We start from the raw sequence: 26,258 nt of genomic DNA on the forward strand, positions 1-26,258 counted from the left end.
AGCGCTCATCCGCTCAATTTTAAAGGTATAATCATTATACCAAAAAAATTAAATCTTTAAAATGCCGAGATAGCTCAATTGGTAGAGCAACGGTATCGTAAACCGTAGGTTGGAGGTTCGATTCCTCTTCTCGGCTCCAAAATTAATTGTTAGAGCAATCCCGAGTACTCGGGATAAACCGTAAGTTGCCCCGCATCATGCGGGGTTCTCGGCTCCAAATCAAATCAAAAATACATCCTTAAGTTACCCCGCCAAGCGAGGTTCTCGGCCTTAGATAAACAAAAACCCCTGATATTGCGTCAGGGGTTTTTGTTTGGAGAAACTATTTTTCCAAATCAATTAATTTTTTGATTTTTGATTCTTCCATCACCTTTTGGATGTAGCTATCCAAATCAATTCCGCGGATGAGGATATGGGTAGCATGCACCTGCTCCACTTCCCCCGTTTCTTCATTGGTCTTTTTCTCTAAAACTTTAATAATATGATAACCGTAGCGCGTTTTAATAAGCTCGCTGACTTGCCCTTCGGCCAAGCCAAAAGCGGCATCCTCAAATTCCTTGACCATTTGTCCGCGGGAAAAAAATCCCAAATCCCCGCCCGATTCGGCAGTAATGTCTTCGCTGTATTCCTTGGCTAATTCTTCAAAACTCTTGGCGCCGGATTTAACTTTATTTAAAACTTCCTCCGCCTTTTGCAAATACTCTTTATTTAACTCCGCGTCATTATTCAAGGCCTCGCTTAATTTTTCTTGATAAATAAACGGTCTGATGACTTTATTCTTAAATTGTTCTCTGCCCCACCCATAAAGCTCGCTTAGCTCTTTGTCAACATCTTCGCCGTTAGATTGGCTCAAAAAAATTTCAAATTCTTTCTCAACATCATCTTTAGCAACACTCACTTTAAAGGCTTTTGACTTTTGCTTAATCAGTTCATTTCTGATCAGGCGGTCTAAAACATTTATTTTAATATCCTTTTCTTCCGGCGCGACAAAATCCGGCGCTTGTTCTTTTTGTTTGGCATAAACATGCTTTAGAGTTTCCACGTCTTCCACAAATTCACCCATAGACACCGAGCGGTAATTAACATAAGCAATGGGGAAATTAAACGTTTTGACAATCAATCCCCCTAATTTATTGTCATACCACCCATAATTATAAACGCCAAAACTAAAAACAATAAGAATAACTATCAAAACCCCTAAAACACCGAGAATAATTCCTCCCCAAAACGGGGCCTTTCTGCCGCCATCCCCCCGAGAAATTTTTTCTAAAATCTTTTTGTCTTGGTTTTTTTCTAAAACATTTTCTTCCATATTATTGATTATTATTTTTTAAAAAAATATCTCCACCATTTTATCGGGTTGCTCCCCTCTGATTTTTCTTCCTCTGGAAGTCCGAAAGAAGTACTTGGTATAACAATTAAATCTTTTTTGGCATCACTCTCACCGTTTATAATCTTTTCTTCGTTCGGCGGAATAATAATGGCCTTTTCCCCTTCCTGACCAAGGCCCATGGTAATTCTCGCCTCACCTTCTACAAACTGTTCGCTGTTAAGATAATCTATCAGCTGATTAAACTCATTATTGGTCTTTTCTAAACGACTTATTTCTTCCTGCAATCCCTTTATGTCCTGGTCCACCTTGTAATCATGTAAAAATTTTTTTATTAAAACGCTGCCCAATAAAAACAAAATAATCGCCCCGCCAATTAAAAAAAATTTGGACAAAATTATTCTTTTTATAAAAAACTGTTTTTCTCTCCTTAAAATCATAATTAAAGTATACTAAATCTCCGACAAATTTTCAAACTATCCCTCGTCAGAAAAAATTTCTTTAACTGCCTCGTCTTTCGCCATTATTTTGTCGTCAATCTTTTTTTGAAGCCTTTCCAGTTCTTCGTCGGAAAAATTTTTAATATCTTCCCAGGCCTTTTCTATTCTTTTGCTATTGGATGGCGACTCCGCCGGTGATTCTTCCGACCCTTTATAAGCGTGCTGCAACCCCAAAATCAATTCCTGGACTTCGGCCGGATGATGAACATAGCGTAATTTAATTTTCGTGCTGGTATTGGCTATCTGAAGCTGCACCGAACCGTATTTAAACATGGATTGCCAAAGCCCGCGCTGATGATAAGAAACTTCCTGAATTTTATCGTAAGTTATGCCGGAAACGGTTTTGTCAAAAAATCCTCTTTGGTCAAAATCAATCACGCGGTAATTAGTGACAATGGAAGCGTTGTAATGCCATACCACGAAAATCTTTAGCGCGTAAACAATCCCGCACCCGAGAACCAAGAGGAAAAGAAGCACGCCCCAGAATCCCCAAGAGAACAGTAAAAACATAAAAAAGAACGGGGCCAAAATCAAAATCAGGGCCAGAAGAATCTTAAAAAATAAAGTGAGAGGGTAACGCCGGATTACTCTGATTATTTCTTCTCCCTCCCGTAAGTTTAAAATTTTATAAAATTTTTTTTCTCCGCTCATAAGTTAAATATTGAAAAAATCTTTAATTTTTTTCAATGATTCTCCGGCTCGCAAAACTTTAATTTTCTTGCCGGTAAAATCAATAATGGTTGACGGTCTCTTGCCTTTTAATTTTCCGCCGTCCAAAATAAGGTCGGGCTTGAATTTTCTTTTCTTAAAAATTTTATAAACACCCGCGGCAGTGTCCGGTGTTATTTTTCCTGAAATGTTGGCGGAAGTGGAGGTAAGCGGACGCTTTAATAACCGCGCGAGAGTCAACGCCGTTTTGTCATCGGGCATTCTTATCCCCACTTTCTTTCTCCCACCGCTAACCCATTCTGGCACAATTTTCCTTTTCTTCAGCACCAAAGTTATCGCTCCGGGCAAAAAATGTTCAGCAACTCGCCGCGCTGTTTCTGTAAGATACGCCCACCGACTAATATCCTTCTTTGAACCCACAGAAATAAGCAAAGGTTTCTTAAAATTTCGTCCTTTTATTTTATAAACTTTCTCTACCGCTTTTTTATTAAAAATATCCGCCCCGAGACCGTATAGAGTATCTGTCGGATAAACAATCGCCCCGCCACGCCGCAAAACCGCAACCGCTTCTTCGATAGATTTTTTTGTAATTTTTTTAATTATCATGATTCTAATGGCAAATTCCAAAATCCTAATGTCAAACAAAACCCAAATTACAAATAACAAACTTTATCGCCAAGTATTTAATGTCTGACATTTATTTGTCATTTGAAATTTGTAATTTTTGCTTTATCGCTTCCCTCGCTTTTATCCTGTCGTCCCAGGGAATTTTTTTGCCTTTAGCCACGGCTATCGCCTGCTCCGCGCCCTTGCCCGTAATAACAACCAAATCCCCCGCTTCTGCCAGTTCCATGGCTTTTTTAATTGCCTCTCCCCGGTCTTCTATTTTAAATAAATTTTTGGCTAAAATTTTTCCTTCTTTAATAGCGCCTTCGGCCACTTCATCAATAATTAAGCTCGGAATATCGTCATAAGGGTCCTCATTAGTCACAATTACTATATTTGCTTCTTTGGCCGCCAAACTCCCAAGGATCGGCCGGCGGTTGCGGTCTCGCCCGCCGCCGCAGGAACCAAGAACGTGGATGACTTTCCTCGCGGAATTTTTTATACCGGACGATTTCAGGGCTTCATACATTTTAGCAAAAGAAGCCGGTTCCGGAGCGTAGTCAACCAATACGCGGAAGGGCTGGCCTTCTTCTATAAATTCCATCCTGCCCGGCAAACCGGGAATTTTTTCTAAAGCCCGCCGGCAAGTTTCCAAATCAATATCTTGAGATAAAGCCACGGCAATAGCCGCGAGCGAATTATAGATATTAAATTCGCCAAGAAGTTTTAAATTAAAAACTGTTCCCTTGACTTCAAAGCTCACCCCCCCCTGATTCAAAAGAATTTTTTCCGCTTGAACAATGCGGCTGATGTTCGCTCCTCCCCGGCCTTCAATGCCATAACCCCAGGCCTCATCAGTTTCAAAACGCAAAAAATCTAAAAAATATTCATCATCAATATTAACTACACTCGTCTTTTTTATATTAACTGGTTTATTTTTTAAATAAACCTTCTTGATGGTGCCGCGGGCGGTATGCCTGAATAATTCCATTTTAGCTTTTTTATAATTTTCAAAACCGCCGTGCGATTCCAAATGCTCCGGCGTCAGGTTGGTAAAAACCGCCACGTCATAATTGATACCAAAGTGACGAAATTGCTTAATGCCCTCGGACGAAGTTTCTACTATGGCGTATTCGCAACCGGCGCGCACCATGTCTTTTAATAACTTCTGTAATTTAAAACGGCCAAGCATGGTCATTTTAGTATCATTAAGCCACTCTTTCTCCGCGATTTTAAAATTGGCAGTGGAAGTCCAGCCGACTTTGTAGCCCGCCTCTTCCAAAATCCGGCCAATGAGATTGACGGTGGTGGATTTACCGTTGGTTCCCGTCACGCCAATGACCACCATTTTCCCCGACGGATGACCATAAAAAATATCAGCCATTACGGCTAATGACTTATAGTAAAAAGCTAACACAAACTTCGGGATAAATTTTTTGATGAATTCTTTCATTAAATACAGATTATCATTTAACCGCATTTTTTTCAAGAACTAAAAAAGCCCTGCGTTTTTCGCGCAGGGCTTTGTGATTTTGAAAAAAAGTTATAGGGCTTTTGATATTTCTCAAGGGATGTTTTGACTGCTTCTCTACTTATTATTAATTTGACGGCAAGGTCTTCAGGGCGTTTTCCAGTTTCTCCCTTATTTCTTGGGCATGTTTCGATTTACTCCTGTCTTTGGATTTTTTAATCCCATCGATGATTGATTCTATATTAGAAATAAGGTGCTGGTTATTTGCTTTTGTAGAATCAAACTTAACAATCAAATCCGACAGGCCAGAAAACCTCTGCAAAATATCCAAAATATATTCGGGGTCATTGGCAGTAATTCGCTGAGTGCCATTGAAAGCTGAAAGTGTAAAGCTCTCGCAATCCCAATTTGCTAATTTCCAGTGGCCAATACTCGGGGTGTGCAGGATATAAACCTTGCGAAACCATCCTCCTTGGCGAATATATAACACCGGTCCGCCCACCTCATAATAAGGAGGGTTGGGCGATAACTTAGAATCTTCGTGGCAATGAAGAATACCCCTATCATCGCGAAATATAAATAAGGATTTTCCTATTATATTATTTGCGAAAAATGAACGCGCCATTGCTATACCACAACACCCAGTAAACAATACTACGAAAGCCCACGTAATTTTCTCTGCTCCCGAATTTTCCGGATTTAACATTCCTTTGGTGAGAAAAAGTGGCGTAAATATTATAAACAAAAAACCTAAAACCCCAAAAACCGGATGGAGTATTCTGTCTCGTCCAGGATTTCTATAATTTCTACATCGTTCCTTACACTTAGTAAATTTTGCTTCTATTAACTTTTCCATCTCTTTTTCTCCTTCCTAACTGACAGGCCCATCTCTCCTGCCAGTAGAAGTGCCGTGATTGGCCCTTCCCGCACTATGCGGGACATTCCAACCAGGGCTATTTCAAAGAACCTTAATATCTGTTAAATATAACTTATCTTGGGGGTTTTGTCAAGACCCTGAGCGCTTTAAGCATCGAAGGGGCAACTCCAAAAACAAAAAAACGGCTGAAATAAGCCATTTTCTACTTAGCATCTCCTAAAATCCCTCTCTAACTCTCCCTTTTTCAAAGGGAGAGGACTTACCTCTAAATCTTATTTTAGAATAACCGTCTCCCCCTTTGAAAAAGGGGGTGCCCTGAGCGAAGTCGAAGGGCGGGGGATTTTTTATCTCTATAAATTTCTTACTTCCCTCACAAACTGGTCTCCGCGGTCAAATTCATTTATAAACAATCCGAAGCTGGCGGCGCCGGGAGATAATAAAACAATATCACCACGAGTAGCAATCTCTTTCGCCCAACTGACAGCATCGCTCATTGTTAAAATTGGATACGGGATGCCTGCCGGCGGTTCGACTGAGCTCACCGAAGTCCGGCTAGGCAGGTCTGATTTTTGATATTTGATATTTTTTAACTCTTTTAATATCTTCTCGCTGGCATCGCCCTTAAATAAAATCACCGACTTGGTATATTTTTTAATATATCTCGCCAGCTCTTTAAAATCTAATTTTTTGTCCGCCCCGCCGGACAGCAGAATAATGTTTTTCTTTTTCCCGCCGAGCGCCTTCAGAGAAGTAATCGCGGCGTCCGGCGCGGTGGCCGTGGTATCATTGATATATTTCACTCCCCCGACTTCCCGCACGAGTTCCAAGCGGCTGGGTACGCCTTTAAAATTTTTAATCGCCGAGCGGATTATTTTAGCGGGTGCACCGGCGACTCCGGCCATCGCCACGGCCCCCAAAATATTTTCCAAATTATGTTCGCCGAGTAATTTTATTTCTCTCACCGGCAGGACTCTTGTCTCCTTGCCGTTATTTCTGAATTTTATCCAGCCATCGGGAGTAATAAAACTTCCGTTTTCACCGGCGAAATATTTTTTAGAAAACCAGAACCGGCGCGATAAAACTTCCCGGCCCATGGCTAAAGTATGGCGATTGTCGCGGTTTAAAATAACGCTGTCGTCGGGAGTTTGAAAAGTATAAACAAGCTTCTTGGCTGATTTATAATCCTCCAAATCCTTGTAACGATTCAAATGGTCGGGAAAGATATTGGTGATTAGAGAAATTCGCGGACTGCGTTTGATGCGCGCCAGGCCTTCAAGCTGCCAGGAGGAAAGTTCCAAAACAACCGGCGTGTCCGCCGCGATTTTATCTAAATCATCCAACGGCGATTTGCGGATATTGCCCGCCACTACGGTTTTTTTATCCAACTTTTTGAAAATCTCTCCGGCTAAGACCGTGGTCGTGGTCTTGCCCTTGGTGCCGGTAATGCCAAAAATCGGGGCGGGGCAATATTCAAAAAAAATACTGACATCCGTGGCAATGGGCACGCCGTTTTGTTCGGCGATTTTTAAAAATTTTGATTCCCGCGGCACGCCGGGATTTTGAATAATCAAATCGGTATTTTTAAAATCAGCTTCGGGGTGTTTTCCTAAAACAAATTTAACTTTTAAGCCCCGCAGTAAAGCGATTGATTTTTGAAGCTGCTTTCTTGTTTTAAGGTCAGTGACTAAAACCTTGGCGCCGTGGCGAATAAGCCACCGTGTTACTCCCACCCCGCCGCCATGAAGACCAAGCCCCATGACCGTGACGCGCCTTCCTTTAAATTCGCTGATTTTCATATTACCTCATCATATTATATTATCGGCTATTTTTCAATAATAACCAACGGCGATTGGCTCCAAACCAAGTATTTGCTATACTATTACCATATGACTGAAACATTAATAAACGCCGTAAAAAATCTGCCGCCGGAACTGGCCGTGCTGATTTTAGCTATGTTCCCGCTCACCGAACTTCGCGCTTCCATCCCCCTCGGCTTAACTATTTTTCATCTGAATGTCTTCTCAACTTTTATTTTTTCGGTAATCGGCGACATCATACCCATGCTCGTAATTATTTACCTTCTGGAGCCGGCCTCTTTATGGCTTAGTAAAAAATGGCGGCTGGCGGAAAAATTCTTTAACTGGCTGTTCGCCCGCACGCGACGCAAATTTACCGGCAACTATCAAAAATACGGAGAAATAGGCCTGATGATTTTTGTCGCCATCCCCCTCCCTCTTACCGGTTCCTGGACCGGCGCGGTCGCCGCTTTCCTTTTCGGCATACCGAAAAAACGGGCGATAATTTTTATCAGCGCCGGGGTGGTTTTAGCGGGAATTGCTGTCACCATTCTAAGTTTAAGCGGAATAACTTTGTTTAATAATTTTTAGCGAGAGTTATTTATGAACAAATTATTTTTTACTGTTTTTCTTTTCGCGCTATTGGTCGGACCGGCTCTCGCTGCGACTCCGCCATCTCTCACGAAAGAAACTGACGAGCCCAAAACTCCTTTGGAAATTTTTAAAGAAAACAGGAAATTAATAAAAATATCTTCTACCAAGGCGGCTAAGATATTGACGGAAAAAATCCCCCAGACAATCAATTCTTCGCGCGTCGTCTGGATTAACGAAAAGCCATACTACTCTTTTGACGGCACTCAAGAAATAGAGGAAGCGGACGGAGTCCAAATTAAATTTAAAACCACTTATAATGTCAGCGCGGAAAACGGAGAAATTGCGGAAATTTCCAAAGCGCTCGCTTTTAAAAAAGGAGGGGGTGAAAGAATAGAGCCGAATAACGATCTCCTTCTCCTTGTGGGCAATGACTTTCTCTATATCTACAACGTCCCGCCGGAACTAAAAGAAAAAATTCGCGCTAAAATGATGCTCCACTATTTCCAACCGCTAATCAGTTTTCCCACCATAAATGACATCCGCCAACCCTACATCGCGAAACAGACTATAAAAATTTTAGTCCAACAAAAAAAGGATTGCGATTCTCTGCTGGTAACGCACGGGCGACTGCTGGCGGAAATAGCCGGCGCTGAATATGATTTGAAGGTAATAAAAACTAGGTTGTGGTCACTGCCCTCCATCTGGGACGACGAATGTCTGCTTAAGACGGCCGACGCGGACGGAACGGAGGCGCTGCTAACCGAATTGAACAAAAAAGAACTGTTGGAACAAGTTAAAGAAGGATTTATTGAATCTAAATTGACTGTTTACTGGGATTCCGTCAGAAATGCTTTTTGGAGATTTATCTTCAGAGTGCAGAATTTGTTTAGAAAATAAGAAATGATTTAAAAACCCTCCTCGGTTTATCCGGGGAGGGTATTTGTTTTTAATAAAAAACCACCGCCATTTTAATAGCTGTGGTGATTTATATTATTATCGGGTAAATCTGAAATGAGCGGCCTCATTCATTTTAAAGCGCGCGGCACGAATTTTGTCCATACCATCTTTAATGGCTTCTGAAAATCTAACGGAAAAACCTTCCATTCTCTTCCTGGTTTTTCCGAGATCTTCAACTGCTTCCTCGCCGAAAATTTGTATTGCTAATCCATAAAAACGACCGCCTTTTTCTTCTCTATGCATCTTGCACCTCCGTTTAATCCTTAATAACTACAAAACAAGCATACTTTATTATGAACGTCGAAGGGAGATAACTTTACTCATAAGAATCGTCGGGAAGGACCTCAATGTCATCTATCCCGGCGTCTACAACGATACGTTCTCTCACTTTAAGTTTCATTGGATATCCGACTCGAAACTGTATATCATGCAGATTTATCCTAAAAGAGAGCTTATCAACTTTCCGATTCGTTTCCCTGAGTCCTTCTACGATTCTTTTTGCCCGTTTGTTAATTTCCCCAAACTGTTTGTTAAAAAGGGCTGAGATTTGCTTAATAATATTGCTTTCTTCTTTAGAAAAATCTTTTTCTTCTACCATCGCCGATTCCTCCCTTCCATCTTTTTCTTCTTGTAAAAAGAAAATTTATCCCTCTCTGTTGCTTTTTCTATTACCATTTCACACCTCCGTATAATTTTTAAAGGTCAGGATTTTTTGACAACCAAGCCAATGTCAAAAAGAAATTCTCAATTTTCTCCCAAATCTGGCTGTACCAAGGTTTGGGAGGACTTTTGAGAGAGTATACTCCACCCTTAAGCTCAAAATTATCCCGAATTATTTTTTCCCCTTCTCTCCGCTTCCTTTCTTCCCGCCTCTTACTTTTCTTATCCATTTTTTTCTTTCCTTTCTATCCCAATCTTAAATGTTCAGCGTTCTGCTCTTACTCTTAAACCTAAAATTTCAGGAGTGACAGTTTTCATCGGCTGAATTTCTTTCTCAATATTTTTTCTTAATTCAGTTCCGATTTTAAGCAACCCAATATCCTCTTGCAAGAACTTCTATTTTTATTCATTTTTACCTCGGTTTTGATTGTTAATGTTCAACTCTTTATTTTTACCCCCTCCTGATTTTGATATCGTATAAAATTTCCTCAATCTTTTTTAAATTGTGCTTTGCCTGGTCGTATTTGACGCGCAAGTAACTCGTCAGATTCATTTGAATAAGTTCGGCCATAATTTCTTCCAGCACATCCTTCGCCTCCTCCGCCGCTTTGTAATTTCCCTTGTTGGCCTGGTTAATCGCCCGCCGGACAATCTCGCCCGTCAGGTCGCAAACCCCGCCGATATAGGAATCAAAATTAATCTCCATTTCTTTTATTTCACCAATTTTCCCCTTTTCCAAAAACATGCAAAATAATTTTGCTTCCACATATTCTTCCACCGCCGCGCGATACGACCCTTCACTATTTAAAATTTCCTGATTTTTTATTTTCTTTTTCAGGTCGGCAAAAATGGCCTCCACTTCTCCGAGCGTCTTTTTGGCTTCCGCTAAATTCTCCCGATGAAGAGAAAAAATCGCCTGTTTGGATTTATGTAAGGCGTCTCCCGTATATCTAATAATCTGCCGGCGATAACCGACGTATTCCAGAAAATCTTTTCTAAGCTGCGCGAAAAACTTTTTGTTAATCATTTATTTTTGAGCCGGCTGTAAGCGGCTTTTAAGTTCTTTGATTAATTTGTCTTTTTCTTCTTCGCTCACAGCTATTCTCCTTATCCGCGCCTTCTCCCTCCTTAAATACTTCTTGCCGCCACGACTTAATTTAAACTGTTCCATATTGAAAATCTATTTTTTGTAAAGTCCTCTCCTGAGAAAAAAACTTTTGGTTAATTCTATCGCGAATAATTCCATTATACCAAGGCCGAGTAAAAATGTCCAGTCCAAACCGTCTAAAGGCATAGTGCGCAACAATAATTGTAATGGTTTCCAATAAACAGACAAAACCAGCGTCATCAAGCTGAATAAAATGGAAAGATTGAGGATATTATTGGAAAAAAGATTGTTGCCCCAAAACGGCCGGCGGAAACTGCGGCAGGCCTGAATGTAAAACAGGGAATCAATTGACAGCGCCGCAAAAAGAAAAGTGCGGATATGGTCCAGAGTGTATTCTTTGCCTAAAAAATAAAAAAACAAACCGAAAAGTACCAGGTCAGTAAAAATACCGATGATAAAAATAAGGGCCTTCATTTCCGCGTCCATAATCGGCGCTTTTTTAGGATACGGTTTTTCTCGCATTACTTCTTTCTCGCTTGATTCAAAAGCCAGCGCGAAAGTGGGGAAACCGTCAGCGACCAAATTTACCCATAAAATTTGCGCCGGCAACAACGGCAAAGGCAAACCCAAAAGCAAACTGCCGCCAATCAATATTATTTCCGTAAAACTGTCGGACATCAAATAAACAACGACTTTTTTTATATTGTCAAAAATGGCTCTCCCCTGTTCCACTGCCTTCACGATAGTCCTGAAATTATTATCTAATAAAACTAAATCCGCCGTTTCTTTGGTGATATCACTGCCCGACCCCACCGCCACTCCAATATCCGCCGATTTTATCGCCGGAGCGTCGTTGACGCCGTCGCCGGTCATAGCCACCACTTCTCCCTGTGATTGTAGGGCATCAACAATACGAATTTTATGTTTAGGAGTGACACGGGCAAAAATATAAATAGATTTTATTTTTTTACGCAGCTCCGCGTCACTCATTTGTTCAAGCTCCGGACCGTCTATAATATTCTCCGCTCTAACTTTCAGTCCCGCTTCTTCGGCAATGGCTTTGGCGGTTAAACGATGGTCGCCGGTTACCACTATAGTCCTGATGCCGGCCATTCGGGTAATTCTTAGTGTTTCGGGGACTTCTTTTCTAAGGGGGTCTTTAAGACCGATAAACCCGACTAAAACAATTTCTTGCACATCGTTTTCCGAAATTATTTTCACGTCTTTGCTTAATTCCTTATAACCAACCGCCAAAAGTCGTAAGCCCCGGCTGGTCAATTTTTCATAATTATTTTTTAAAATTTTAAAACTTTGAAGGGTTAATCTTTCTTTTCTGCCATCAATTTGTAGAAATTCCGCCCGCTCCAAAACTTTCTCCGGAGCGCCCTTAATATAAAGCCAGTGGTGATGGCCGCCATCATGCAGAGTCACCATATATTTCTTTTCGGAATCAAAAGCAATTTCGTCCAGCCGTGGATTATTTTTTTCTAAATCTCTCTTATTAAGACCCGCCTCCACAGCGGCTAACAGCAAAGCGCTTTCCGTGGGGTCTCCAGAAATAACCCAATCGTCCAAAACGGCTTCGGGATTTTCAATAATGGCATTATTGCAAGCCAACCCGATATTTAGAGCAAAGATATGCGCGGCGCTATCTTTTATTGACTGCCAATCAAGCCCTTCCGTTTTTAGCCTGCCGCCAAGATAATCATTTAAAAGTTCTTTGCCGGTAAAAATTTCCGTTACCCCCATTTTCCCCTCCGTCAGAGTCCCCGTCTTATCAGTACAAATAACCGTGGTGCTCCCCAAGGTTTCCGCCGCCAGTAAATTTCTGACTAAAGACCCTCGTTTGGAAATTCTTTGCATGCCAATAGCCAAGATTACCGTCACTGCCACAGCCAGACCTTCGGGCATAGCCGAAACGGCAATGGCCACTGCCATAGTAAACATTTCAAAAAATGACTTGCCAGCAAATGTTCCTAAAATTAAAATGAGAAAACAAATAACCCCCACCGCGCCGCCCATCCACTTGCTTAGTTTGAGAAGCCGCAACTGCAACGGAGTTTTATCTTCCGGCGTTTCCCTGATTAAATAAGCCGTTTCCCCCAAAAAAGTGTCGGCGCCAATTTCTGTGACTACCGCCCGCGCCATCCCCCGGGTTATCATCGTTCCCATAAAAACCATATTTTCACGGTCAGCCACAGCCAAATCACCGCTTAAAGTCCTGCTTGTCTTATCAACCGGCAAAGATTCGCCGGTTAAACTGGCTTCATCAACTTGAAAATCCTTCAATTCTAGTATACGACCGTCAGCTGGTACCCGATCACCCGCTTTAAGAAAAACAATGTCCCCCGGCACAAGCTCTCCCACTTTAATCTGATGCTCCCAACCATTTCTTATCACCTTCACCCTGTATTCAATCAATTTTTTTAGATTAGTAAGGGCCCGGCTGGCCTTATTCTCCTCTATAAATCCGACGATGGTATTCACGCCAACGGTTAAAAGTATCACCGCCATATCAACGAACTTTTGGAGGGTTAAACTAATCGCCGCGGCAAGCAATAAAATATAAATCAAAGGATTTTTAAATTGCGAAAGAAAAATTTGCAAACTTGTTAATTTTTTTTCTTTGGGCAATTCGTTTTTGCCGAATTTTTTTTGGCGCGCTAAGACCTCGACGACAGTCAAGCCCTTGGTTGAAGTTTTTAAATCTTTTAAAACTTGCTCAAGCGGCAAATTATGCCAATTTTTTCTAGTCATAACAAATTAAAAAATGAAGAAAGAGATAAAGAACCCGGCAATTCCCAAAAGAGCAATCGGCGGGAGAGCCGGAATGGGGGTTGGTTTTTGCGGACGGACAAAAATAAAATGAGTTATAATTACTCCGACAAACGAAAAAAGAGAAACTATCAAGGCGTTTAAAATGTTAAAGTTAGCCGCGGCCGCCGCCAAAATTAAAGGTAGGGCAAAATCTCCCCCGCCCATAATCACAAAATCTTGCCCGACCTTAATCTCCGACAGGTCGGCTTTCCATTTTAATATTTTCTCGGGAATGATAAGGGCGATAATGACTCCGCGTTCCATCAACCCTTTGGCCATAGCCACCATATGCTTAGTTCCGTAAACAGCCACTACGTCATAAACGGATAAAATAAACAAAATGAGAACGGCTGTCCAGGGGTTAAGGGAATTGCCGAAACTGCCGCCAATCCCCGACAAGACCAAAACCATAATTAAATTATGAAGCCAAATTTTCTGATAAAATTTCCTGATCACCAAAAGTAGAATGGCTGCCATAACCGAAAGGAAATTATTGAGCCAAAAGCTTAAAACAATTTCTAAACCGCCCCAAAGAGCTAAAACATAAAAAAACATTAAAATTCTTTTCCCTCCCCTGAACTTTAAAAGAAACAAGATTGCCAACGTGGCCAGCAAAAAATAGATTAACGCCCCCGACCAACTTAATTCTTCCACCGCGACGGTGCCGGCAACTGTCATTAAATTCAAACGCCAGGAAAAATAGATGCCTAAAGAAAAAACTAATAAAAACAATAATAGCTCTTCCGCGAGCAACACAATTTTATATTTTATTAAAAAATCCCTCAATTTGCCCATGCCTAAATAAAAATGATTATTCTTTAAGTTTACCATAAAAACAACTTGACCCCGAAATTGTCCCCGTTTGGACGGGGACGCAACGGGGCAGGACGAGGATTTTTGAGTAACTTAAAATAATCAGCACACTCCTCCGGTAAGCGCTATGGCGCCTCAAAAAACTTGACAAAAATGCCCTAAAATGCTATAATAAACAAGTAAATAATAATACAAAATTATGTACTGCGAACCATGCCCAGATTGCGGCAAAGATCCTTGCGAATGCGAGGAATGTGGCTGCAAAAAATAATATATCTAAAACAGTCCCGAACACTCGGGACTGTTTTTTATTACAAAAAATATGCTCTTAAATTATTCTGATTATTTCTTCGCTAATCTTCTCCGCCGCGTTAGTGGGGATAATTTTTTTTATATTCTCACTTAAACTCTCCAGCCCCTTTTTGTCTTGAAGCAGTTCTCTAATTTGAGATACAAAACTGGAAACCCCCAAACCGTCTTGCTCTAATAAAATCGCCCCTCCGTTAGCGGAAAAAACTTTAGCATTGGCTTCTTGATGGGAGTCAGGTATGGGGATAATCACGGCCGGTTTGCCCAAGCGGGATAACTCGGTCAGGGTTCCCATACCCGCCCGCGTGACCACTAAGTCGGCAACGACGTAGGCCTCAGCCATTTCGCCGGTTAAAAATTCGTAGGCGTGATAATTTTCAAACTCTCCGGCTTGGATTCTCTTGCCTTTGCCGGTGAGATGGATAACCTGACAAAATTTAATTAATTCCGGGAGCGCTTCCAGAACCAAGTGATTAACCGCCAGCGCGCCGGTACCGCCGCCCAAAATCAGAAGCGTGGGCAAATCGCTTTTCAGACCGAAAAAATGTACTCCTCTGTTTCTATCGCCCTGTAAAATTTCCTCCCTCACTGGATTACCCACCACCACCGTTTTTTTCTGCTTAAACTTTTCCGCCGATTGCGGCAGGGCTAAGGTAATTTTTTTGGCAACCGGAGACATTAATTTATTGGCTAACCCCGGGATAACATCTTGCTGATGGATTAAAGAAGGTACGCCTAAAAACCATCCCGCCCAAACCACCGGCACGGAAACAAAACCGCCGGCCGATAAAATTACCCCCGGCTTTTCGCGGGAGATTATCTCAAGCGATTCAAAAAATCCCGCAAAAATAAAAAAAATGTCCGCGATATTTTGTAAACTAAAATAGCGGCGCCATTTACCGCAATCAATGGTTAAAAATTTTACATTTTCTTTCAAAATAAGCTCTTTCTCGGGTCCATGTTTCGTGCCAATCCAAATAAATTCCGACTGGGGAAATTTTTCTCTAAATTTTTTTACTACGGCCAAAAGCGGAGTCGCCGAACCGGCCGTCCCCCCTCCGGTTAACATTATTTTCATAGATGTAAAAAAATTAAATTATTGGAATTATTATATCTATATTTACTGTAGTCGGTAGACAATAAGCGGTAATCGGCTTATTTCGCTTGCGAAGATATATTAACTAAAATTCCGGCGGCGGCCAAAGAAACAACCATCGAAGAACTGCCGTAGGAAATAAAGGGCAACGGCACGCCGGTCATAGGCATAATTCCTATCATGGAAGCGATATTAACAAATGCCTGCCCGACAATCCAAACTACAATACCCACGGCCACTATGCGGCCGAATAAATCGGGGGCGTTTTGGGCGACTTTAAAGCCGCGATACATAAAAAATAAAAAAGCGCCGACCAGCAGAGCGGCAAAAATAAACCCCAACTCTTCGGCAATAACGGCAAAGATGGAATCCGTGGTGACTTCCGGCAGATACTGGAACTTCTGGCGCGACTGGCCGAACCCTCGGCCCCAAAAACCGCCGGAGCCAATCGCTAAAAACGCTTGATTGATATGGTAGCCGATTCCTTGCGGGTCAAGTTCGGGATTCAAAAAAACCATAAAACGGCTGGCGCGATAAGGCGCTATTTTAACGAGCAACCAAAGGACAACGACGCCAATGCCGCTTAAAAGTATGACATGAGACCAAGCCGCTCCGGCCAAAAAATAAACCGCCAAAGAATATAAAACAATAATGGACATAGTGCCAACATCCGGCTGTAAAATCATCAAAACCATTATTATGCCAAGTAAGAAAAAAAATGGCATAAAACCATAAGAAAAATCCGCCAGGCCGCGGCTACTGCGAGATTCTAACCACGTTGCTAAATATAAAAGAAAGGTTAGCTTGACTAACTCCGACGGCTGGAAGCTGAATGTCCCCAAAAAAATCCATCGGCTGGCGCCTTTGATTTCCCTGCCAATACCTGGCAAAAAAACCGCGACCAGCAAAACTATAGTTATGACTAAAAGCGGAAAGGCAATTTTTTTCCAAAAATGATAATCAATTTTACTAAAAATTATAAAAGCGGCGGTACCGAATAGAAAGCCAAATAGCAACTGATGTTTAAATAAAAAATAGCTGTCGCCGTAATTCAAATACGACAAGGCCGAACTGGCGGAAGACAGCATCGCTAAACCAAAAGCAACTATCCCAAAAATAGTGGCGATTAAAATATAATCCGGTCTGCGTTCTCTCATATTTTTTTATAATATCATAAAAACACGGAACACGAAATATGAATGTAAAACACGTACTATGGAACATGGGTATAAAAATAAAACCCCGCTTTGTTTCGCTAAAGCGGGGCGGTTGTGACCCAAGTATCAAGGAACTAAATATCTATAAAACTATTAAGAAACGGAAACCAACGTGACCGTAATGGTCGTCGTGCCAACGCTCGCGCACCCCCGCCAGCCCCCCATCATCACAATCACCTGTTATGAGATGGTGCTCCGAGGAAATATTTGCACACCACTCCCAATACTCAGGTTTGCCCAGGTCAGGCAACTGCTCCCGATGGTTCTCTCGTAACCAGTTAAACATATTGCCAAGAAAATTCCACTCTTCGACCGTTGGCAAGCATACATGATTTTTCGGAAAGCCAGTGATTTTGGCGGCCCTGGCGAGAAGACCAGTGTCATTATAAAAATCACTATCATATTCCACAGAGAAACGGCTTTTGAGCTTAAGCTTTACTCTAAGGAGATCATTTGAGTAATCATCTCGATCGATGGTTTCAATTGCCACCCATCGTCCCAAGAGCGGCTTGCGCTCAGTATCATCTGCGTCGAGGCCACGGTTTCCCCATTCGGGTTTTATAAAATCCGAGGGGTATTCATCCTCACTGACTGCTGGGATAAAGAAAGATCGGAAACCGAACTTGACCAGTGACTTCATCTGCTGCGGGGTGAGTTTAGGCACCAGCGGAACCTTACAAGAGATTTCTATTTCATTGTAAACGTCCTGCATCCAAACCCGAAGGTTGTCCCTGGGGACGACGAGACCGAATGGTGTCTCGCGCCAACGCGTAGGGTCCTCGAGGAACGCGTTAAGATCCTCAGAAAAAATCTGGCCTGCAGCCGCACGCTCAATAAGCTGTCTGATCTGTCCTGTTGTAATAGAATCCATCTTCTCCTCCTCGCCCATTGGCACAAGCCGCGGCAACTCCCTTGGAGTCGATGCGACCATTCACCTTTAGGCAATTTGATTTACTCCTGTCTTCCGGACAGACACGGTTTCCCATTCTTCGGGATGTTCTATTATCCCATAAGTTTAAAAAATGTCAATAGCCCATACGGTTTATATTGGGTCACCACACGCGTAACATAAAAATACGTAAATAAAAACTGCCAAAAGCGGTTTCTTATCCTCGTGTTCCATGTTATATGTTAGGTGATTCCTTTATCTATCAAGGCAATAATCAACCCCATTACCGCCGTCACGCCGGCAATAATCCAGGTACGCATCACGATTTTGGGTTCCGGCCAGCCGATAGCTTCAAAATGATGGTGGAGCGGCGTGGAAAGAAATATCTTTTTATGCCTGATTTTTTTAGATAAAATCTGAACAATCACGGAAAGGGATTCCAGGGCAAAAATAAAACCAATGACCGGCAAAAGCAAAATGGAATTAGTTAAAATGGCGAGAATGCCCAAGGTGACACCCAAAGACATCGCGCCCGTATCACCCATAAAAAACCTGGCTGGATTAATGTTAAACCACAGAAAAGCGAGCAGGGCGCCGATAATCACCCCGCAAAAAGCCGTTAAATCATACTTTCCCTGCGTAAAGGCAATAGCCCCAAAAGCCGCGAAAGAAGCCAGCAACGTCCCTCCGGCCAAACCGTCCAGCCCATCGGCTTCATTAACTGAAAAAGAAGTAGCTACCACTACAAAAATATAAAGCGGTATGGCCCAAAGGCCTATGCTGAAAACTCCGAGAAAAGGAACTCGCACCACATCCCAATCCAATTTAAAATAAAACCACCAGGTGGCGACCATGGCAATGGCGGTATAAATAATCAAACGATGGCGCATCCTTAACCCTCCGCCATTCGGGCCAATGCCCCGGACATTAAGCCAATCATCAATAAAACCGACCAGCGCTGAAGCCACCAGCGCGCCGAGCGGCAAAAGGGTCTGGGGACGAGTGAGAAAATTAAGCTGTTTTAAAATTTCACTATCAAAATAAGAAGATAAATAGAAAAAAACTAAAGCTAAAACAAGAGTGGTTATCCAAATCAAGAGCCCGCCCATGGTGGGCGTTCCCGATTTCCCCCGATGCATTTTGGAAAAAATCGGAGCAGATTTCTCATCGCGGATTTTTTTCCCCAATTTATATTTATATAAAAAGTGAGTCAGGGCCGGAGTCCAAAGTATGGTGACAATAAAAGACAGGGTGGTTAAGATAAAAATTTTTATAACAGGAAAATAAGCTGTCATGTTAAATTAATTAAATTATTGAATGGAAAGGATAAGCAGTCCCGCCCCTAAAATTATCAATCCAACCAAGCAAGAAACAATAACCAACGAATGGCTTAAAAATTTCTCTTTTTTATAGATAAAATAAGCGAGAAAAAAATTAACCAGCAAAATAAAAAATGCGGTCAGGGGGAAAAGAAAAATTTCGTACCACCGTCCGATGCGGTCAATGCCAAAATAAATATTATAATGCAAGGGAACGCTTTCCCCGCCGCGGGGCATTTTAAAATAGAGCCACGCCCAAAAAAAGATATTGAAAACTATCCCCAGTGATGTCGCTACCCAGATTATTCTGTCTCTTATAAAAAAAGAAAAAGAGACGATGAATTTACTATCAAATAATTTTGCTAAAAACATAAAATTATACTTGAATTACTTCTTTAACTTCCGGCACTTCTTTTTTAAGATATTTTTCTACGTGGTTCTTCAGAGTAACGGTGGCCAAAGGACAACCTTGGCAGGCGCCGATTAATTTAACCTTAACAACGCCGGTTTTTTTATCAAAACTGACAAATTCAATATCGCCTCCGTCAGCTTCCAAAGTCGGGCGGAGGACATTAAGGGCTTCTAGAATTTTTACTTTTGTATCCATATTATTATTAAATAATAACGGGAAAACAACAAAAAGTCAAACCTAACCGCGATTTTCCTTATAATATTGACAGTTTTTTAGAGTTTTGTTATACTAAAAACACTGATACTTAATTTATTTTAAATTAACCAACAATATGTCACATAAGAAAGCGGGCGGCAGTACAGCGTTAGGCCGCGATTCAGTAGCTAAAAGGTTAGGCGTCAAATTGTACGAAGGCCAGCATGCCAAAGCCGGAAGTATTTTAGTCAGACAACGCGGCACTAAAATCCATCCCGGGCAGAATGTCAAAAAAGGCGGAGACGACACTTTGTATGCCGCTATCTCCGGATTTGTTAAATTTACCCGCAAACAGGTTCATCGTTTTGACGGGAATTTGAGCTTGCGCAAATTCATCCACGTTTTGCCGGTAAAAAAATAATATCTTAAATAAAAAATCGTTCCGATTACTCGGGACGGTTTTTTTATTTAGCTATTTTTTCTTTTTGATGGCCGCTTTGATAAATTCTCTGAATAAGGGATGCGGCCTTAGCGGGCGGGATTTAAATTCCGGATGGAATTGAACGCCGACAAAAAAGGGATGGTCTTTTTTGGAAAGTTCTACAATTTCTACCAGCTTATTATCCGGAGAAGTGCCGGCCAAAACCAGTCCTTTCTTTTGGAATAAACCCCGATAATCATTATTAAACTCGTAGCGATGGCGATGGCGTTCAAAAATTTGCCTTTTATCATAGGCCTCGCGGCTGATAGACCCCGGGGCTAAAAAGCAGGGATAAGCTCCCAGGCGCATGGTCCCCCCATATCTTTTATCTTTAATTTTTTCCGCCTGGTCGGGCATAATATGAATCACCGGATTTTTAGTGGAAGGATTTATCTCGGCGGTGTTAGCGTTTCTTAATTTACAAACGTGGCGCGCGAATTCAATCACGGCCATATGCATTCCGTAACAAAGTCCGAGATACGGAATTCTATTTTTTCTCGCGTACTCCACGGCTTTTATTTTTCCCTCTACTCCGCGCGAACCAAAACCTCCGGGGATAATTATCCCGTCCAGCTCTTTCAACTCTTTTAATTTCTGCGCGTCTTTCTCGTATTCTTCGGAATTAAGCCAAAAAAGCTCTGGTTTTTTCCCGTGGAACCAGGAGGCGTGTTTAACGGCCTCAATAACTGAAATATAAGAATCGGACAAAACAAATTTACCCGTGCTAAAATATTTTCCGACTATTCCGATTTTAACCGCCCGATTGGATTTGTTGAGTTTTTTAAACTTAAACACCAATTTCTTCCACTCGGCCAAATCTTTCTTTTTATCTCTTAGCCCGAATTTCTGTAAAATCCTCTCCCCTAGTTTTTCTTTCTGAAAAAGAAGAGGTATTTCATAAATAGAATCTACGTCCGGCGCGGAAATTACGTCCTCCTGGCTGACGTTGCAGAAAATGGAAAGTTTGCGCTTGCGCGGCGTATCCAACGGCCTTTCCGACCGCCCGAGCAGGATATCCGGCTGGATACCCACCGCGTTTAAAGAACGCACCGCGGTCTGTGTAGGTTTAGTTTTCATCTCCCCTACTTTGCTCGGGATAGGCAAATAACTCACCATCACGACTAAAACTTTGTCGGGATACTGCGACCTCATCATTCTCACCGCTTCCAGAAATAAAACGTTCTGGTATTCGCCGACCGTTCCGCCTATTTCTATAATAATAAAGTCCGCTTTGCCTTTCTTCTCCACCCGCTTGATTCTTCTGATGACCTCTTCGGGAACATGAGGAACAACCTCCACGCATCTGCCGCCATATTCCAAATTACGCTCTCGCCCAATTACCGTCTGATAAACACGGCCGGTGGTCATATAATTATCGGATAAAATATTCACGTCCAGAAATCTCTCATAATTTCCAAGGTCCTGGTCGGTTTCATCGCCGTCTTCAGTCACAAAAACCTCCCCGTGTTCCACGGGATTCATGGTGCCGGCATCAACATTGATATAGGGGTCGATTTTTATGGCCGTCACTTTATAACCCTTGCTTTGTAATAATTTTCCAATGGAAGCCGAAGCCGCTCCCTTGCCAACGGAAGACATCACCCCGCCAACGACAAAAATAAAGCGTGACATAATTATTTAGTACCTGTTATTCTTATTTTAATATTAAAAAATATCTCCGGGGTAAACTTTATTTCTACACTATGCTCTCCTGCCTCTTTGATTGGCTTTTTGATTATAATAAAATCCGGCCCTACCTCTGCCCCCAATTGTTGCTTGAGCGCGCTGGATATTTCTGACGGTTTTACGGCGGCAAAAAGTTTTCCGCCCTGGCTGATTTTCCCCTCCACTTTCACCTCGCGGTTGGCAATTTTATTTTTTATAGCCACGAATCTGTCTTTTTCTCCTTGCTCGCGCCTATTTTTCGCTTTCATTTTTATCTCGGCCACGGCCAGCGCCTTAGCATCAGCCAAAACCGCTAGATTATTAGGAAGCAAAAAATTCCTGCCATAACCCTCCGCCACTTCTTTTACTTCCCCCTCCTTACCTAACTTGGAAACGTCTTTAAGCAAGATAATTTTCATATTGGCAAAACATTATCTTATAATAACACGGAACCTATCTTTTGTTTAACGCTCTAAGGGGCTAAAATTTCAAGGGCTTTATCAAGTTGTGGGTCATTATCATTATTGAAATCGTCTTTAGTCAAATCAATTTCTATATCCGGGTCAATTCCCAGCTGGTCGATTTCTCTCCCCTTGGGAGTAAGCCATTTAGCCACGGTCAATTTGACCGCTGAACCATCTGTAAAAGTTTCCATTTCCTGCACCGACCCCTTGCCGAAGGTTTTTTTGCCAATCAGCGTGGCTAAGCCATAATCCTGTAAAGCACCGGCGACAATTTCAGAACCGGAAGCGCTGCCCTCATTAATTAACACCATTGTCTTATAATCCTTAAGACGCGCCCTCGAAGGAGATTTGTACTCTTTAATGCTCCCATCGCCGAATTTCTCCGTCACTACCAATTCGCCGTCTACCCACTCCGAAGCGACTCTCACGGCGCCGTCCAAAAATCCCCCGGGGTTGCCCCGCAAATCGATAATTAAACCATCGGGATTTTCTTCCAGCGCCCATCTAACCGCTTTGTCAAAACGTTCCACCGTGTCTTCAATAAATTGATTAATTTCTATATAAGCGATCTTCTTGCCGTGATAATCTTTCATCTCATATTTAACACTCACAATATTAATCACTCCGCGAGTAATAGTAAAATCCTTCGGTTCGGTAAATTCCTCGCGGGTTATCTTCAGGATGACATTGGTACCGGATTTCCCGCGAATAATTGAGATGGCATAATCCAAAGAAATACCGGAGGCATCCATATTATCAATTGCTAAAATTACATCGCCAGTTCGAATGCCCGCCTTGTCCGCCGGAGTATCGGGCAAGGGAGCGATAACCGTGAGATGATTATTTTTTATCCCGATTTCCGCGCCGATACCCTCAAAACTTCCGGAAAGTTCTTTGGTGAATTTTTCGGTCGTTTCCGGGTCAAAAAATACCGAATGCGGATCGCCCAAAGATGCCACCATTCCGGCCAAAGCGCCATAAAATAATTTGGTGTCAAGAATATCTTTATTTATATACCTTATTTTTATCGCCTCCCATAATTGCCAGAATAAATTAAAATCCACGTCTTTAGATAAAAATTCCGGCGTTTTATTTTTTTCAACATTTACCACCGCCCCGCCGGCAATATCAGCGCCTTTCTGCGTTTCTATTTTCCAGCGATATTCATTAACCAAGAGACCGGCGACAAAACTAAACAAAACTAAAGTCACCACCACGTAAATGGAAACTCCGCACCACCACCCCTTTTTCGGCGACCGACTGGGCTGATATTGAAATTGCATATTCTAAAATTAAATTCTTTTTATTTTCGCTCCCAAATTTCCTAATCGCTCTTCTATTTTTTCGTAACCCCTGTCAACTATTTCCGCTTCATTGATAATCGTCTGTCCGCGAGCGATAAGACCGGCGATAATCATAGTGACGCCGGCGCGCAAATCAAAACTTTTTATTTCCTGGCCGTATAAAGGCGTGGGGCCGGTAATAATGACGCGATGCGGGTCAGCCACAATGGCGTTGGCTCCCATTTTAACAAGTTCGCCCACATAACTCATTCGCCCCTCATACATCGGGTCGTGGATGAGCGAAGTTCCGGCGCACTGCGTCGCCAAAACTCCAAAAGGCGCCTGCAAGTCCGTCGGAAAACCCGGGTAAGGCAGCGCCTGCAATCGGAAAGATTTTAAATTATGCGAAGGAATAATTTTGAGAAAATTTTTGCCTAACTCTGTTTTTACTCCCGCGCTCTGTAATTTCAATAAAATCAAATCCAGATGCTCGGGAATAATATCTTCAATAACGACTTCGCTCTTGGTCGCCGCCGCCGCCACGGCAAAAGTCCCTATCTCTATCTGGTCAGGAATAATTTTATGCTTCGCGCCTTTTAATTTTTCTACGCCCTCAATTTCAATAACATGATTGCCGGCAAATTTTATTTTAGCTCCCAAAGCATTCAAAAAATCGGCTAAATCCTCAACGTGCGGCTCTACGGCGGCGATTTTAATAGTAGTTATCCCTGCGGCAAAAACGGCAGCCATCATCGCGTTTTCAGTTGCGGTAACTGAAAATTCTGGTAAAATAATAATAGCGCCCTTTAGCTTGCCGGAAAAATTATACAATCCGTCCTCCCTCTCCACTTTAGCTCCCAGCTTTTCCAAGACATACAGATGAGCGTCAATCGGCCTGTTGCCGATAATACAACCGCCCGGTTCGGGAATAGCGACTTCCCCGAATCTCGCCAAAAGCGGGCCCAAAAGCAAAATGGAAGAACGCATGCTTTTCACGGTCTGCTTATCCAAATCGTTCAAATCAACCCCCTTGTTGCAGATGGTGAGTTCGTTAGCGCCGGTCCATTCCGCGCGACCGCCCAAACTGCGGAGAATCTCCAACATTTTTTCTACGTCAACAATGCGGGGAACATTTTGCAAAACGCACTCCTCGGCCGTTAGCAGGGTGGCGGCGATGATGGGTGTAGCCGCGTTTTTCATCCCCCCCGCTTTAATTGTGCCGGAAAGGTGATAACCTCCCTCAATAATAAATTTAGACATACTTATACACATCTTAACCCAGCCGGATAAAATAGTAAACCCCTCAAACTTTAAACGATTTTTATTATGGATTTAAAAACTCGTCGAATAATTTATTCAATTTTCATAGCGGTTTTCATTATTGTCGCGCCATTTGTTGTCCTTTACGCCGCGGGGTATCGCTACGACTGGAAACGGGGCAAACTTCTTCAAACTGGCGGAATTTATTTAATAGTTAAAACCCCAAAAACTAAAATATATCTTGGCGGAGAATTAATCAAAGAAACTGGCATATTTTTTAATAACGAAGTACGGCTAAACAATCTCCTGCCCAATAATTATCGCCTGACAGTGAGTAAAGACGGTTTTTATTCTTGGGAAAAAAATCTGACCGTCCGGAGTCAAGAAACCACCTTTGCCGAGCATATCAATCTTTTTCGGCAGAATCAGCCGCGGGAAGAAATAGATGAGCCGAGTGAGTTGATAAATATTTCTCCCAATCAAAAATATTTAATCTACTCCGGCATCAAAAGAGAAATATCGGGACTTTGGCTTTGGGATAAAGAAAAAAAATCCAAGGAATTATTATATCGGATAAATAAAAACTCGCTGGAAAATTTAAATTATGAAGAACTTGTCAAATGGTCCTCTGACAGCAAAAAAATTCTGCTCGCCGCACCAGCGGCGGCTGGCGGAAATTCTCATTTTGTTATTAATGCCGAAAATCCGGCTGAAATTATCCTCGTAGAGAATATCGCCAAGCAAAAATTTAATGCTGTTTTTTGGGTCAAAAACGGCAGTAATTCCCTTTACGCTATCAGTAAGAATATAATCTACGAAATTGACCTGCCTAACAATACTGTCGCCCAATTTATAACTTCAGAAAACGAAGGTGAAATTGTTGATTTATGGAGAGAAAATGACGATTTTTATTATACTTTGCTCACCGACACAGAGACATTGCTTCTCAAAAAAAATGTCTGGAGCGGAGAACAAATTATCCTACGCCTGACTGCCAATCCCTATAAATTTATCGCTCCCGGACCCAAAAATATCTTTTCTCTATACGACGATAAAAATAAAGAAGTGCTGCTCATAGATAAAACTACTTCGGAAGTTTTGCTTCAAGAAAAAGCGCTGGGCGGCGAATGGGAAAAAACGCAGGAAAGATTTTTGTATTACAAAAATTTTGAATTATGGTTTTACGAGCACAAAGAAGATAAAAACGAGCTTATTTCCCGCTACAGCCAAGAAATAAAAAAAGCCCGCTGGGTTCCGGCTTTGGATTATATCACGTTTCTTCTTGGCGATGCTCTTAAAATTATTGAACTTGACGGCAGGGATAAACGCAATTTTTATAATCTGGCGGATGAAATACGCGCCAATAATTTTCTCTTGACTGAAAACGGGGAAACGGTTTATCTAAGTTCCGACAAAGATAAGGGCGGCGGTTTATATGAATTGGTTATCCAATAAATTTATTACTAAAAT

General features: G+C 42.0%; 28 protein-coding genes and 1 tRNA gene. 5 read left to right on the plus strand and 24 right to left on the minus strand.

Annotated elements, in window-relative coordinates; all coding sequences use genetic code 11:
- The first annotated feature begins 63 nt into the window (after positions 1–63).
- Positions 64–139, plus strand: a tRNA-Thr gene (locus PHG22_02725).
- A 183-nt stretch (positions 140–322) separates the two neighbouring features.
- On the opposite strand, the gene PHG22_02730 is transcribed toward PHG22_02725, so the two are convergent.
- From PHG22_02730 to murD, 7 genes are all read right to left on the minus strand, one after another.
- On the minus strand, positions 323–1,312 hold the full coding sequence (locus PHG22_02730) for a peptidylprolyl isomerase (protein ID MDD5490685.1): 990 nt from the start codon (positions 1,310–1,312) through the stop codon (positions 323–325).
- Between the two features lie 11 nt (positions 1,313–1,323).
- Positions 1,324–1,770, minus strand: coding sequence for a septum formation initiator family protein (locus PHG22_02735; protein MDD5490686.1), 447 nt, complete (start codon positions 1,768–1,770; stop codon positions 1,324–1,326).
- Positions 1,771–1,806: 36 nt separating this feature from the next.
- Positions 1,807–2,481, minus strand: a complete 675-nt coding sequence (locus PHG22_02740) for a PH domain-containing protein (GenBank protein MDD5490687.1) — start codon at positions 2,479–2,481, stop codon at positions 1,807–1,809.
- Positions 2,482–2,484: 3 nt separating this feature from the next.
- Entirely contained in the window at positions 2,485–3,105 is a 621-nt protein-coding gene (locus PHG22_02745) for an L-threonylcarbamoyladenylate synthase (protein MDD5490688.1), read from the minus strand.
- Positions 3,106–3,196: 91 nt separating this feature from the next.
- Positions 3,197–4,585 (minus strand): UDP-N-acetylmuramoyl-L-alanyl-D-glutamate--2,6-diaminopimelate ligase, encoded by a 1,389-nt coding sequence (locus PHG22_02750; protein MDD5490689.1) that lies wholly within the window; start codon positions 4,583–4,585, stop codon positions 3,197–3,199.
- Positions 4,586–4,703: 118 nt separating this feature from the next.
- Positions 4,704–5,432: a hypothetical protein gene (locus tag PHG22_02755; GenBank protein ID MDD5490690.1), complete on the minus strand. Its 729-nt coding sequence runs from the start codon at positions 5,430–5,432 to the stop codon at positions 4,704–4,706.
- 371 nt (positions 5,433–5,803) lie between these two features.
- Positions 5,804–7,249 (minus strand): UDP-N-acetylmuramoyl-L-alanine--D-glutamate ligase, encoded by a 1,446-nt coding sequence (murD, locus tag PHG22_02760; protein ID MDD5490691.1) that lies wholly within the window; start codon positions 7,247–7,249, stop codon positions 5,804–5,806.
- A 90-nt stretch (positions 7,250–7,339) separates the two neighbouring features.
- Here murD and PHG22_02765 point away from each other — a divergent pair, with 90 nt between their 5' ends.
- Positions 7,340–7,840: a small multi-drug export protein gene (locus PHG22_02765; protein ID MDD5490692.1), complete on the plus strand. Its 501-nt coding sequence runs from the start codon at positions 7,340–7,342 to the stop codon at positions 7,838–7,840.
- Between the two features lie 12 nt (positions 7,841–7,852).
- On the plus strand, positions 7,853–8,740 hold the full coding sequence (locus PHG22_02770) for a hypothetical protein (GenBank protein ID MDD5490693.1): 888 nt from the start codon (positions 7,853–7,855) through the stop codon (positions 8,738–8,740).
- 96 nt (positions 8,741–8,836) lie between these two features.
- On the opposite strand, the gene PHG22_02775 is transcribed toward PHG22_02770, so the two are convergent.
- From PHG22_02775 to PHG22_02835, 13 genes are all read right to left on the minus strand, one after another.
- Positions 8,837–9,043 carry a hypothetical protein gene (locus tag PHG22_02775; GenBank protein MDD5490694.1) on the minus strand — a complete coding sequence of 69 codons (207 nt, stop codon included), beginning with the start codon at positions 9,041–9,043 and terminating at the stop codon, positions 8,837–8,839.
- A gap of 73 nt (positions 9,044–9,116) precedes the next feature.
- Positions 9,117–9,398 carry a hypothetical protein gene (locus tag PHG22_02780; protein ID MDD5490695.1) on the minus strand — a complete coding sequence of 94 codons (282 nt, stop codon included), beginning with the start codon at positions 9,396–9,398 and terminating at the stop codon, positions 9,117–9,119.
- A 97-nt stretch (positions 9,399–9,495) separates the two neighbouring features.
- On the minus strand, positions 9,496–9,690 hold the full coding sequence (locus PHG22_02785) for a hypothetical protein (GenBank protein MDD5490696.1): 195 nt from the start codon (positions 9,688–9,690) through the stop codon (positions 9,496–9,498).
- A gap of 221 nt (positions 9,691–9,911) precedes the next feature.
- Positions 9,912–10,487: a hypothetical protein gene (locus PHG22_02790; GenBank protein MDD5490697.1), complete on the minus strand. Its 576-nt coding sequence runs from the start codon at positions 10,485–10,487 to the stop codon at positions 9,912–9,914.
- The gene (locus PHG22_02795) at positions 10,488–10,631 is read right to left on the minus strand and encodes a hypothetical protein (GenBank protein ID MDD5490698.1); all 144 of its coding nucleotides are present in this window, start codon (positions 10,629–10,631) and stop codon (positions 10,488–10,490) included.
- 9 nt (positions 10,632–10,640) lie between these two features.
- Positions 10,641–13,325 carry an HAD-IC family P-type ATPase gene (locus PHG22_02800; protein MDD5490699.1) on the minus strand — a complete coding sequence of 895 codons (2,685 nt, stop codon included), beginning with the start codon at positions 13,323–13,325 and terminating at the stop codon, positions 10,641–10,643.
- Positions 13,326–13,331: 6 nt separating this feature from the next.
- Positions 13,332–14,216, minus strand: a complete 885-nt coding sequence (locus PHG22_02805) for a presenilin family intramembrane aspartyl protease (GenBank protein ID MDD5490700.1) — start codon at positions 14,214–14,216, stop codon at positions 13,332–13,334.
- A 310-nt stretch (positions 14,217–14,526) separates the two neighbouring features.
- Positions 14,527–15,585 (minus strand): undecaprenyldiphospho-muramoylpentapeptide beta-N-acetylglucosaminyltransferase, encoded by a 1,059-nt coding sequence (gene murG, locus PHG22_02810; GenBank protein MDD5490701.1) that lies wholly within the window; start codon positions 15,583–15,585, stop codon positions 14,527–14,529.
- Between the two features lie 77 nt (positions 15,586–15,662).
- On the minus strand, positions 15,663–16,760 hold the full coding sequence (gene ftsW, locus PHG22_02815; protein ID MDD5490702.1) for a putative lipid II flippase FtsW: 1,098 nt from the start codon (positions 16,758–16,760) through the stop codon (positions 15,663–15,665).
- A gap of 142 nt (positions 16,761–16,902) precedes the next feature.
- Positions 16,903–17,691, minus strand: coding sequence for a hypothetical protein (locus tag PHG22_02820; GenBank protein MDD5490703.1), 789 nt, complete (start codon positions 17,689–17,691; stop codon positions 16,903–16,905).
- A 260-nt stretch (positions 17,692–17,951) separates the two neighbouring features.
- Positions 17,952–19,004: a phospho-N-acetylmuramoyl-pentapeptide-transferase gene (mraY, locus tag PHG22_02825; GenBank protein MDD5490704.1), complete on the minus strand. Its 1,053-nt coding sequence runs from the start codon at positions 19,002–19,004 to the stop codon at positions 17,952–17,954.
- Positions 19,005–19,019: 15 nt separating this feature from the next.
- Positions 19,020–19,400 (minus strand): hypothetical protein, encoded by a 381-nt coding sequence (locus PHG22_02830; protein MDD5490705.1) that lies wholly within the window; start codon positions 19,398–19,400, stop codon positions 19,020–19,022.
- Positions 19,401–19,404: 4 nt separating this feature from the next.
- On the minus strand, positions 19,405–19,635 hold the full coding sequence (locus PHG22_02835) for a NifU family protein (GenBank protein MDD5490706.1): 231 nt from the start codon (positions 19,633–19,635) through the stop codon (positions 19,405–19,407).
- 136 nt (positions 19,636–19,771) lie between these two features.
- Here PHG22_02835 and rpmA point away from each other — a divergent pair, with 136 nt between their 5' ends.
- On the plus strand, positions 19,772–20,056 hold the full coding sequence (gene rpmA, locus PHG22_02840) for a 50S ribosomal protein L27 (protein MDD5490707.1): 285 nt from the start codon (positions 19,772–19,774) through the stop codon (positions 20,054–20,056).
- 51 nt (positions 20,057–20,107) lie between these two features.
- Here the strand turns inward: rpmA and PHG22_02845 are convergent, their stop codons facing one another.
- The 4 genes from PHG22_02845 to murA are packed head-to-tail and all read right to left on the minus strand — an operon-like array spanning position 20,108 to position 24,788.
- Positions 20,108–21,748: a CTP synthase gene (locus tag PHG22_02845; GenBank protein ID MDD5490708.1), complete on the minus strand. Its 1,641-nt coding sequence runs from the start codon at positions 21,746–21,748 to the stop codon at positions 20,108–20,110.
- Between the two features lie 2 nt (positions 21,749–21,750).
- Positions 21,751–22,200, minus strand: a complete 450-nt coding sequence (rplI, locus tag PHG22_02850; protein ID MDD5490709.1) for a 50S ribosomal protein L9 — start codon at positions 22,198–22,200, stop codon at positions 21,751–21,753.
- A 53-nt stretch (positions 22,201–22,253) separates the two neighbouring features.
- A complete protein-coding gene (locus PHG22_02855; protein ID MDD5490710.1) occupies positions 22,254–23,528 on the minus strand; it encodes a S41 family peptidase in 1,275 nt (424 codons plus the stop codon).
- Between the two features lie 9 nt (positions 23,529–23,537).
- On the minus strand, positions 23,538–24,788 hold the full coding sequence (gene murA / locus PHG22_02860) for a UDP-N-acetylglucosamine 1-carboxyvinyltransferase (protein MDD5490711.1): 1,251 nt from the start codon (positions 24,786–24,788) through the stop codon (positions 23,538–23,540).
- 66 nt (positions 24,789–24,854) lie between these two features.
- On the opposite strand from murA, the gene PHG22_02865 reads away from it, so the two are divergent.
- Entirely contained in the window at positions 24,855–26,243 is a 1,389-nt protein-coding gene (locus PHG22_02865; GenBank protein MDD5490712.1) for a carboxypeptidase-like regulatory domain-containing protein, read from the plus strand.
- Positions 26,244–26,258 lie beyond the last annotated feature (15 nt).

Source organism: Patescibacteria group bacterium (assembly GCA_028716045.1).
Taxonomy (GTDB): domain Bacteria; phylum Patescibacteriota; class Patescibacteriia; order JAQUQO01; family JAQUQO01; genus JAQUQO01.

Coding starts and splice junctions, on each gene's coding strand:
- PHG22_02805 (MDD5490700.1), bottom strand. CDS start 14,216: ATGGTAAACTTAAAGAATAATCATTTTTATTTAGGCATGGGCAAATTG.
- PHG22_02740 (MDD5490687.1), bottom strand. CDS start 2,481: ATGAGCGGAGAAAAAAAATTTTATAAAATTTTAAACTTACGGGAGGGA.
- murD (MDD5490691.1), bottom strand. CDS start 7,249: ATGAAAATCAGCGAATTTAAAGGAAGGCGCGTCACGGTCATGGGGCTT.
- PHG22_02795 (MDD5490698.1), bottom strand. CDS start 10,631: ATGGAACAGTTTAAATTAAGTCGTGGCGGCAAGAAGTATTTAAGGAGG.
- PHG22_02755 (MDD5490690.1), bottom strand. CDS start 5,432: ATGGAAAAGTTAATAGAAGCAAAATTTACTAAGTGTAAGGAACGATGT.
- PHG22_02865 (MDD5490712.1), top strand. CDS start 24,855: ATGGATTTAAAAACTCGTCGAATAATTTATTCAATTTTCATAGCGGTT.
- PHG22_02770 (MDD5490693.1), top strand. CDS start 7,853: ATGAACAAATTATTTTTTACTGTTTTTCTTTTCGCGCTATTGGTCGGA.
- PHG22_02835 (MDD5490706.1), bottom strand. CDS start 19,635: ATGGATACAAAAGTAAAAATTCTAGAAGCCCTTAATGTCCTCCGCCCG.
- PHG22_02775 (MDD5490694.1), bottom strand. CDS start 9,043: ATGCATAGAGAAGAAAAAGGCGGTCGTTTTTATGGATTAGCAATACAA.
- PHG22_02845 (MDD5490708.1), bottom strand. CDS start 21,748: ATGTCACGCTTTATTTTTGTCGTTGGCGGGGTGATGTCTTCCGTTGGC.
- PHG22_02735 (MDD5490686.1), bottom strand. CDS start 1,770: ATGATTTTAAGGAGAGAAAAACAGTTTTTTATAAAAAGAATAATTTTG.
- PHG22_02790 (MDD5490697.1), bottom strand. CDS start 10,487: ATGATTAACAAAAAGTTTTTCGCGCAGCTTAGAAAAGATTTTCTGGAA.
- ftsW (MDD5490702.1), bottom strand. CDS start 16,760: ATGAGAGAACGCAGACCGGATTATATTTTAATCGCCACTATTTTTGGG.
- PHG22_02830 (MDD5490705.1), bottom strand. CDS start 19,400: ATGTTTTTAGCAAAATTATTTGATAGTAAATTCATCGTCTCTTTTTCT.
- PHG22_02730 (MDD5490685.1), bottom strand. CDS start 1,312: ATGGAAGAAAATGTTTTAGAAAAAAACCAAGACAAAAAGATTTTAGAA.
- PHG22_02765 (MDD5490692.1), top strand. CDS start 7,340: ATGACTGAAACATTAATAAACGCCGTAAAAAATCTGCCGCCGGAACTG.
- murA (MDD5490711.1), bottom strand. CDS start 24,788: ATGTCTAAATTTATTATTGAGGGAGGTTATCACCTTTCCGGCACAATT.
- rpmA (MDD5490707.1), top strand. CDS start 19,772: ATGTCACATAAGAAAGCGGGCGGCAGTACAGCGTTAGGCCGCGATTCA.
- PHG22_02745 (MDD5490688.1), bottom strand. CDS start 3,105: ATGATAATTAAAAAAATTACAAAAAAATCTATCGAAGAAGCGGTTGCG.
- PHG22_02750 (MDD5490689.1), bottom strand. CDS start 4,585: ATGCGGTTAAATGATAATCTGTATTTAATGAAAGAATTCATCAAAAAA.
- PHG22_02785 (MDD5490696.1), bottom strand. CDS start 9,690: ATGGATAAGAAAAGTAAGAGGCGGGAAGAAAGGAAGCGGAGAGAAGGG.
- PHG22_02820 (MDD5490703.1), bottom strand. CDS start 17,691: ATGGATTCTATTACAACAGGACAGATCAGACAGCTTATTGAGCGTGCG.
- PHG22_02800 (MDD5490699.1), bottom strand. CDS start 13,325: ATGACTAGAAAAAATTGGCATAATTTGCCGCTTGAGCAAGTTTTAAAA.
- PHG22_02855 (MDD5490710.1), bottom strand. CDS start 23,528: ATGCAATTTCAATATCAGCCCAGTCGGTCGCCGAAAAAGGGGTGGTGG.
- rplI (MDD5490709.1), bottom strand. CDS start 22,200: ATGAAAATTATCTTGCTTAAAGACGTTTCCAAGTTAGGTAAGGAGGGG.
- PHG22_02780 (MDD5490695.1), bottom strand. CDS start 9,398: ATGGTAGAAGAAAAAGATTTTTCTAAAGAAGAAAGCAATATTATTAAG.
- mraY (MDD5490704.1), bottom strand. CDS start 19,004: ATGACAGCTTATTTTCCTGTTATAAAAATTTTTATCTTAACCACCCTG.
- murG (MDD5490701.1), bottom strand. CDS start 15,585: ATGAAAATAATGTTAACCGGAGGGGGGACGGCCGGTTCGGCGACTCCG.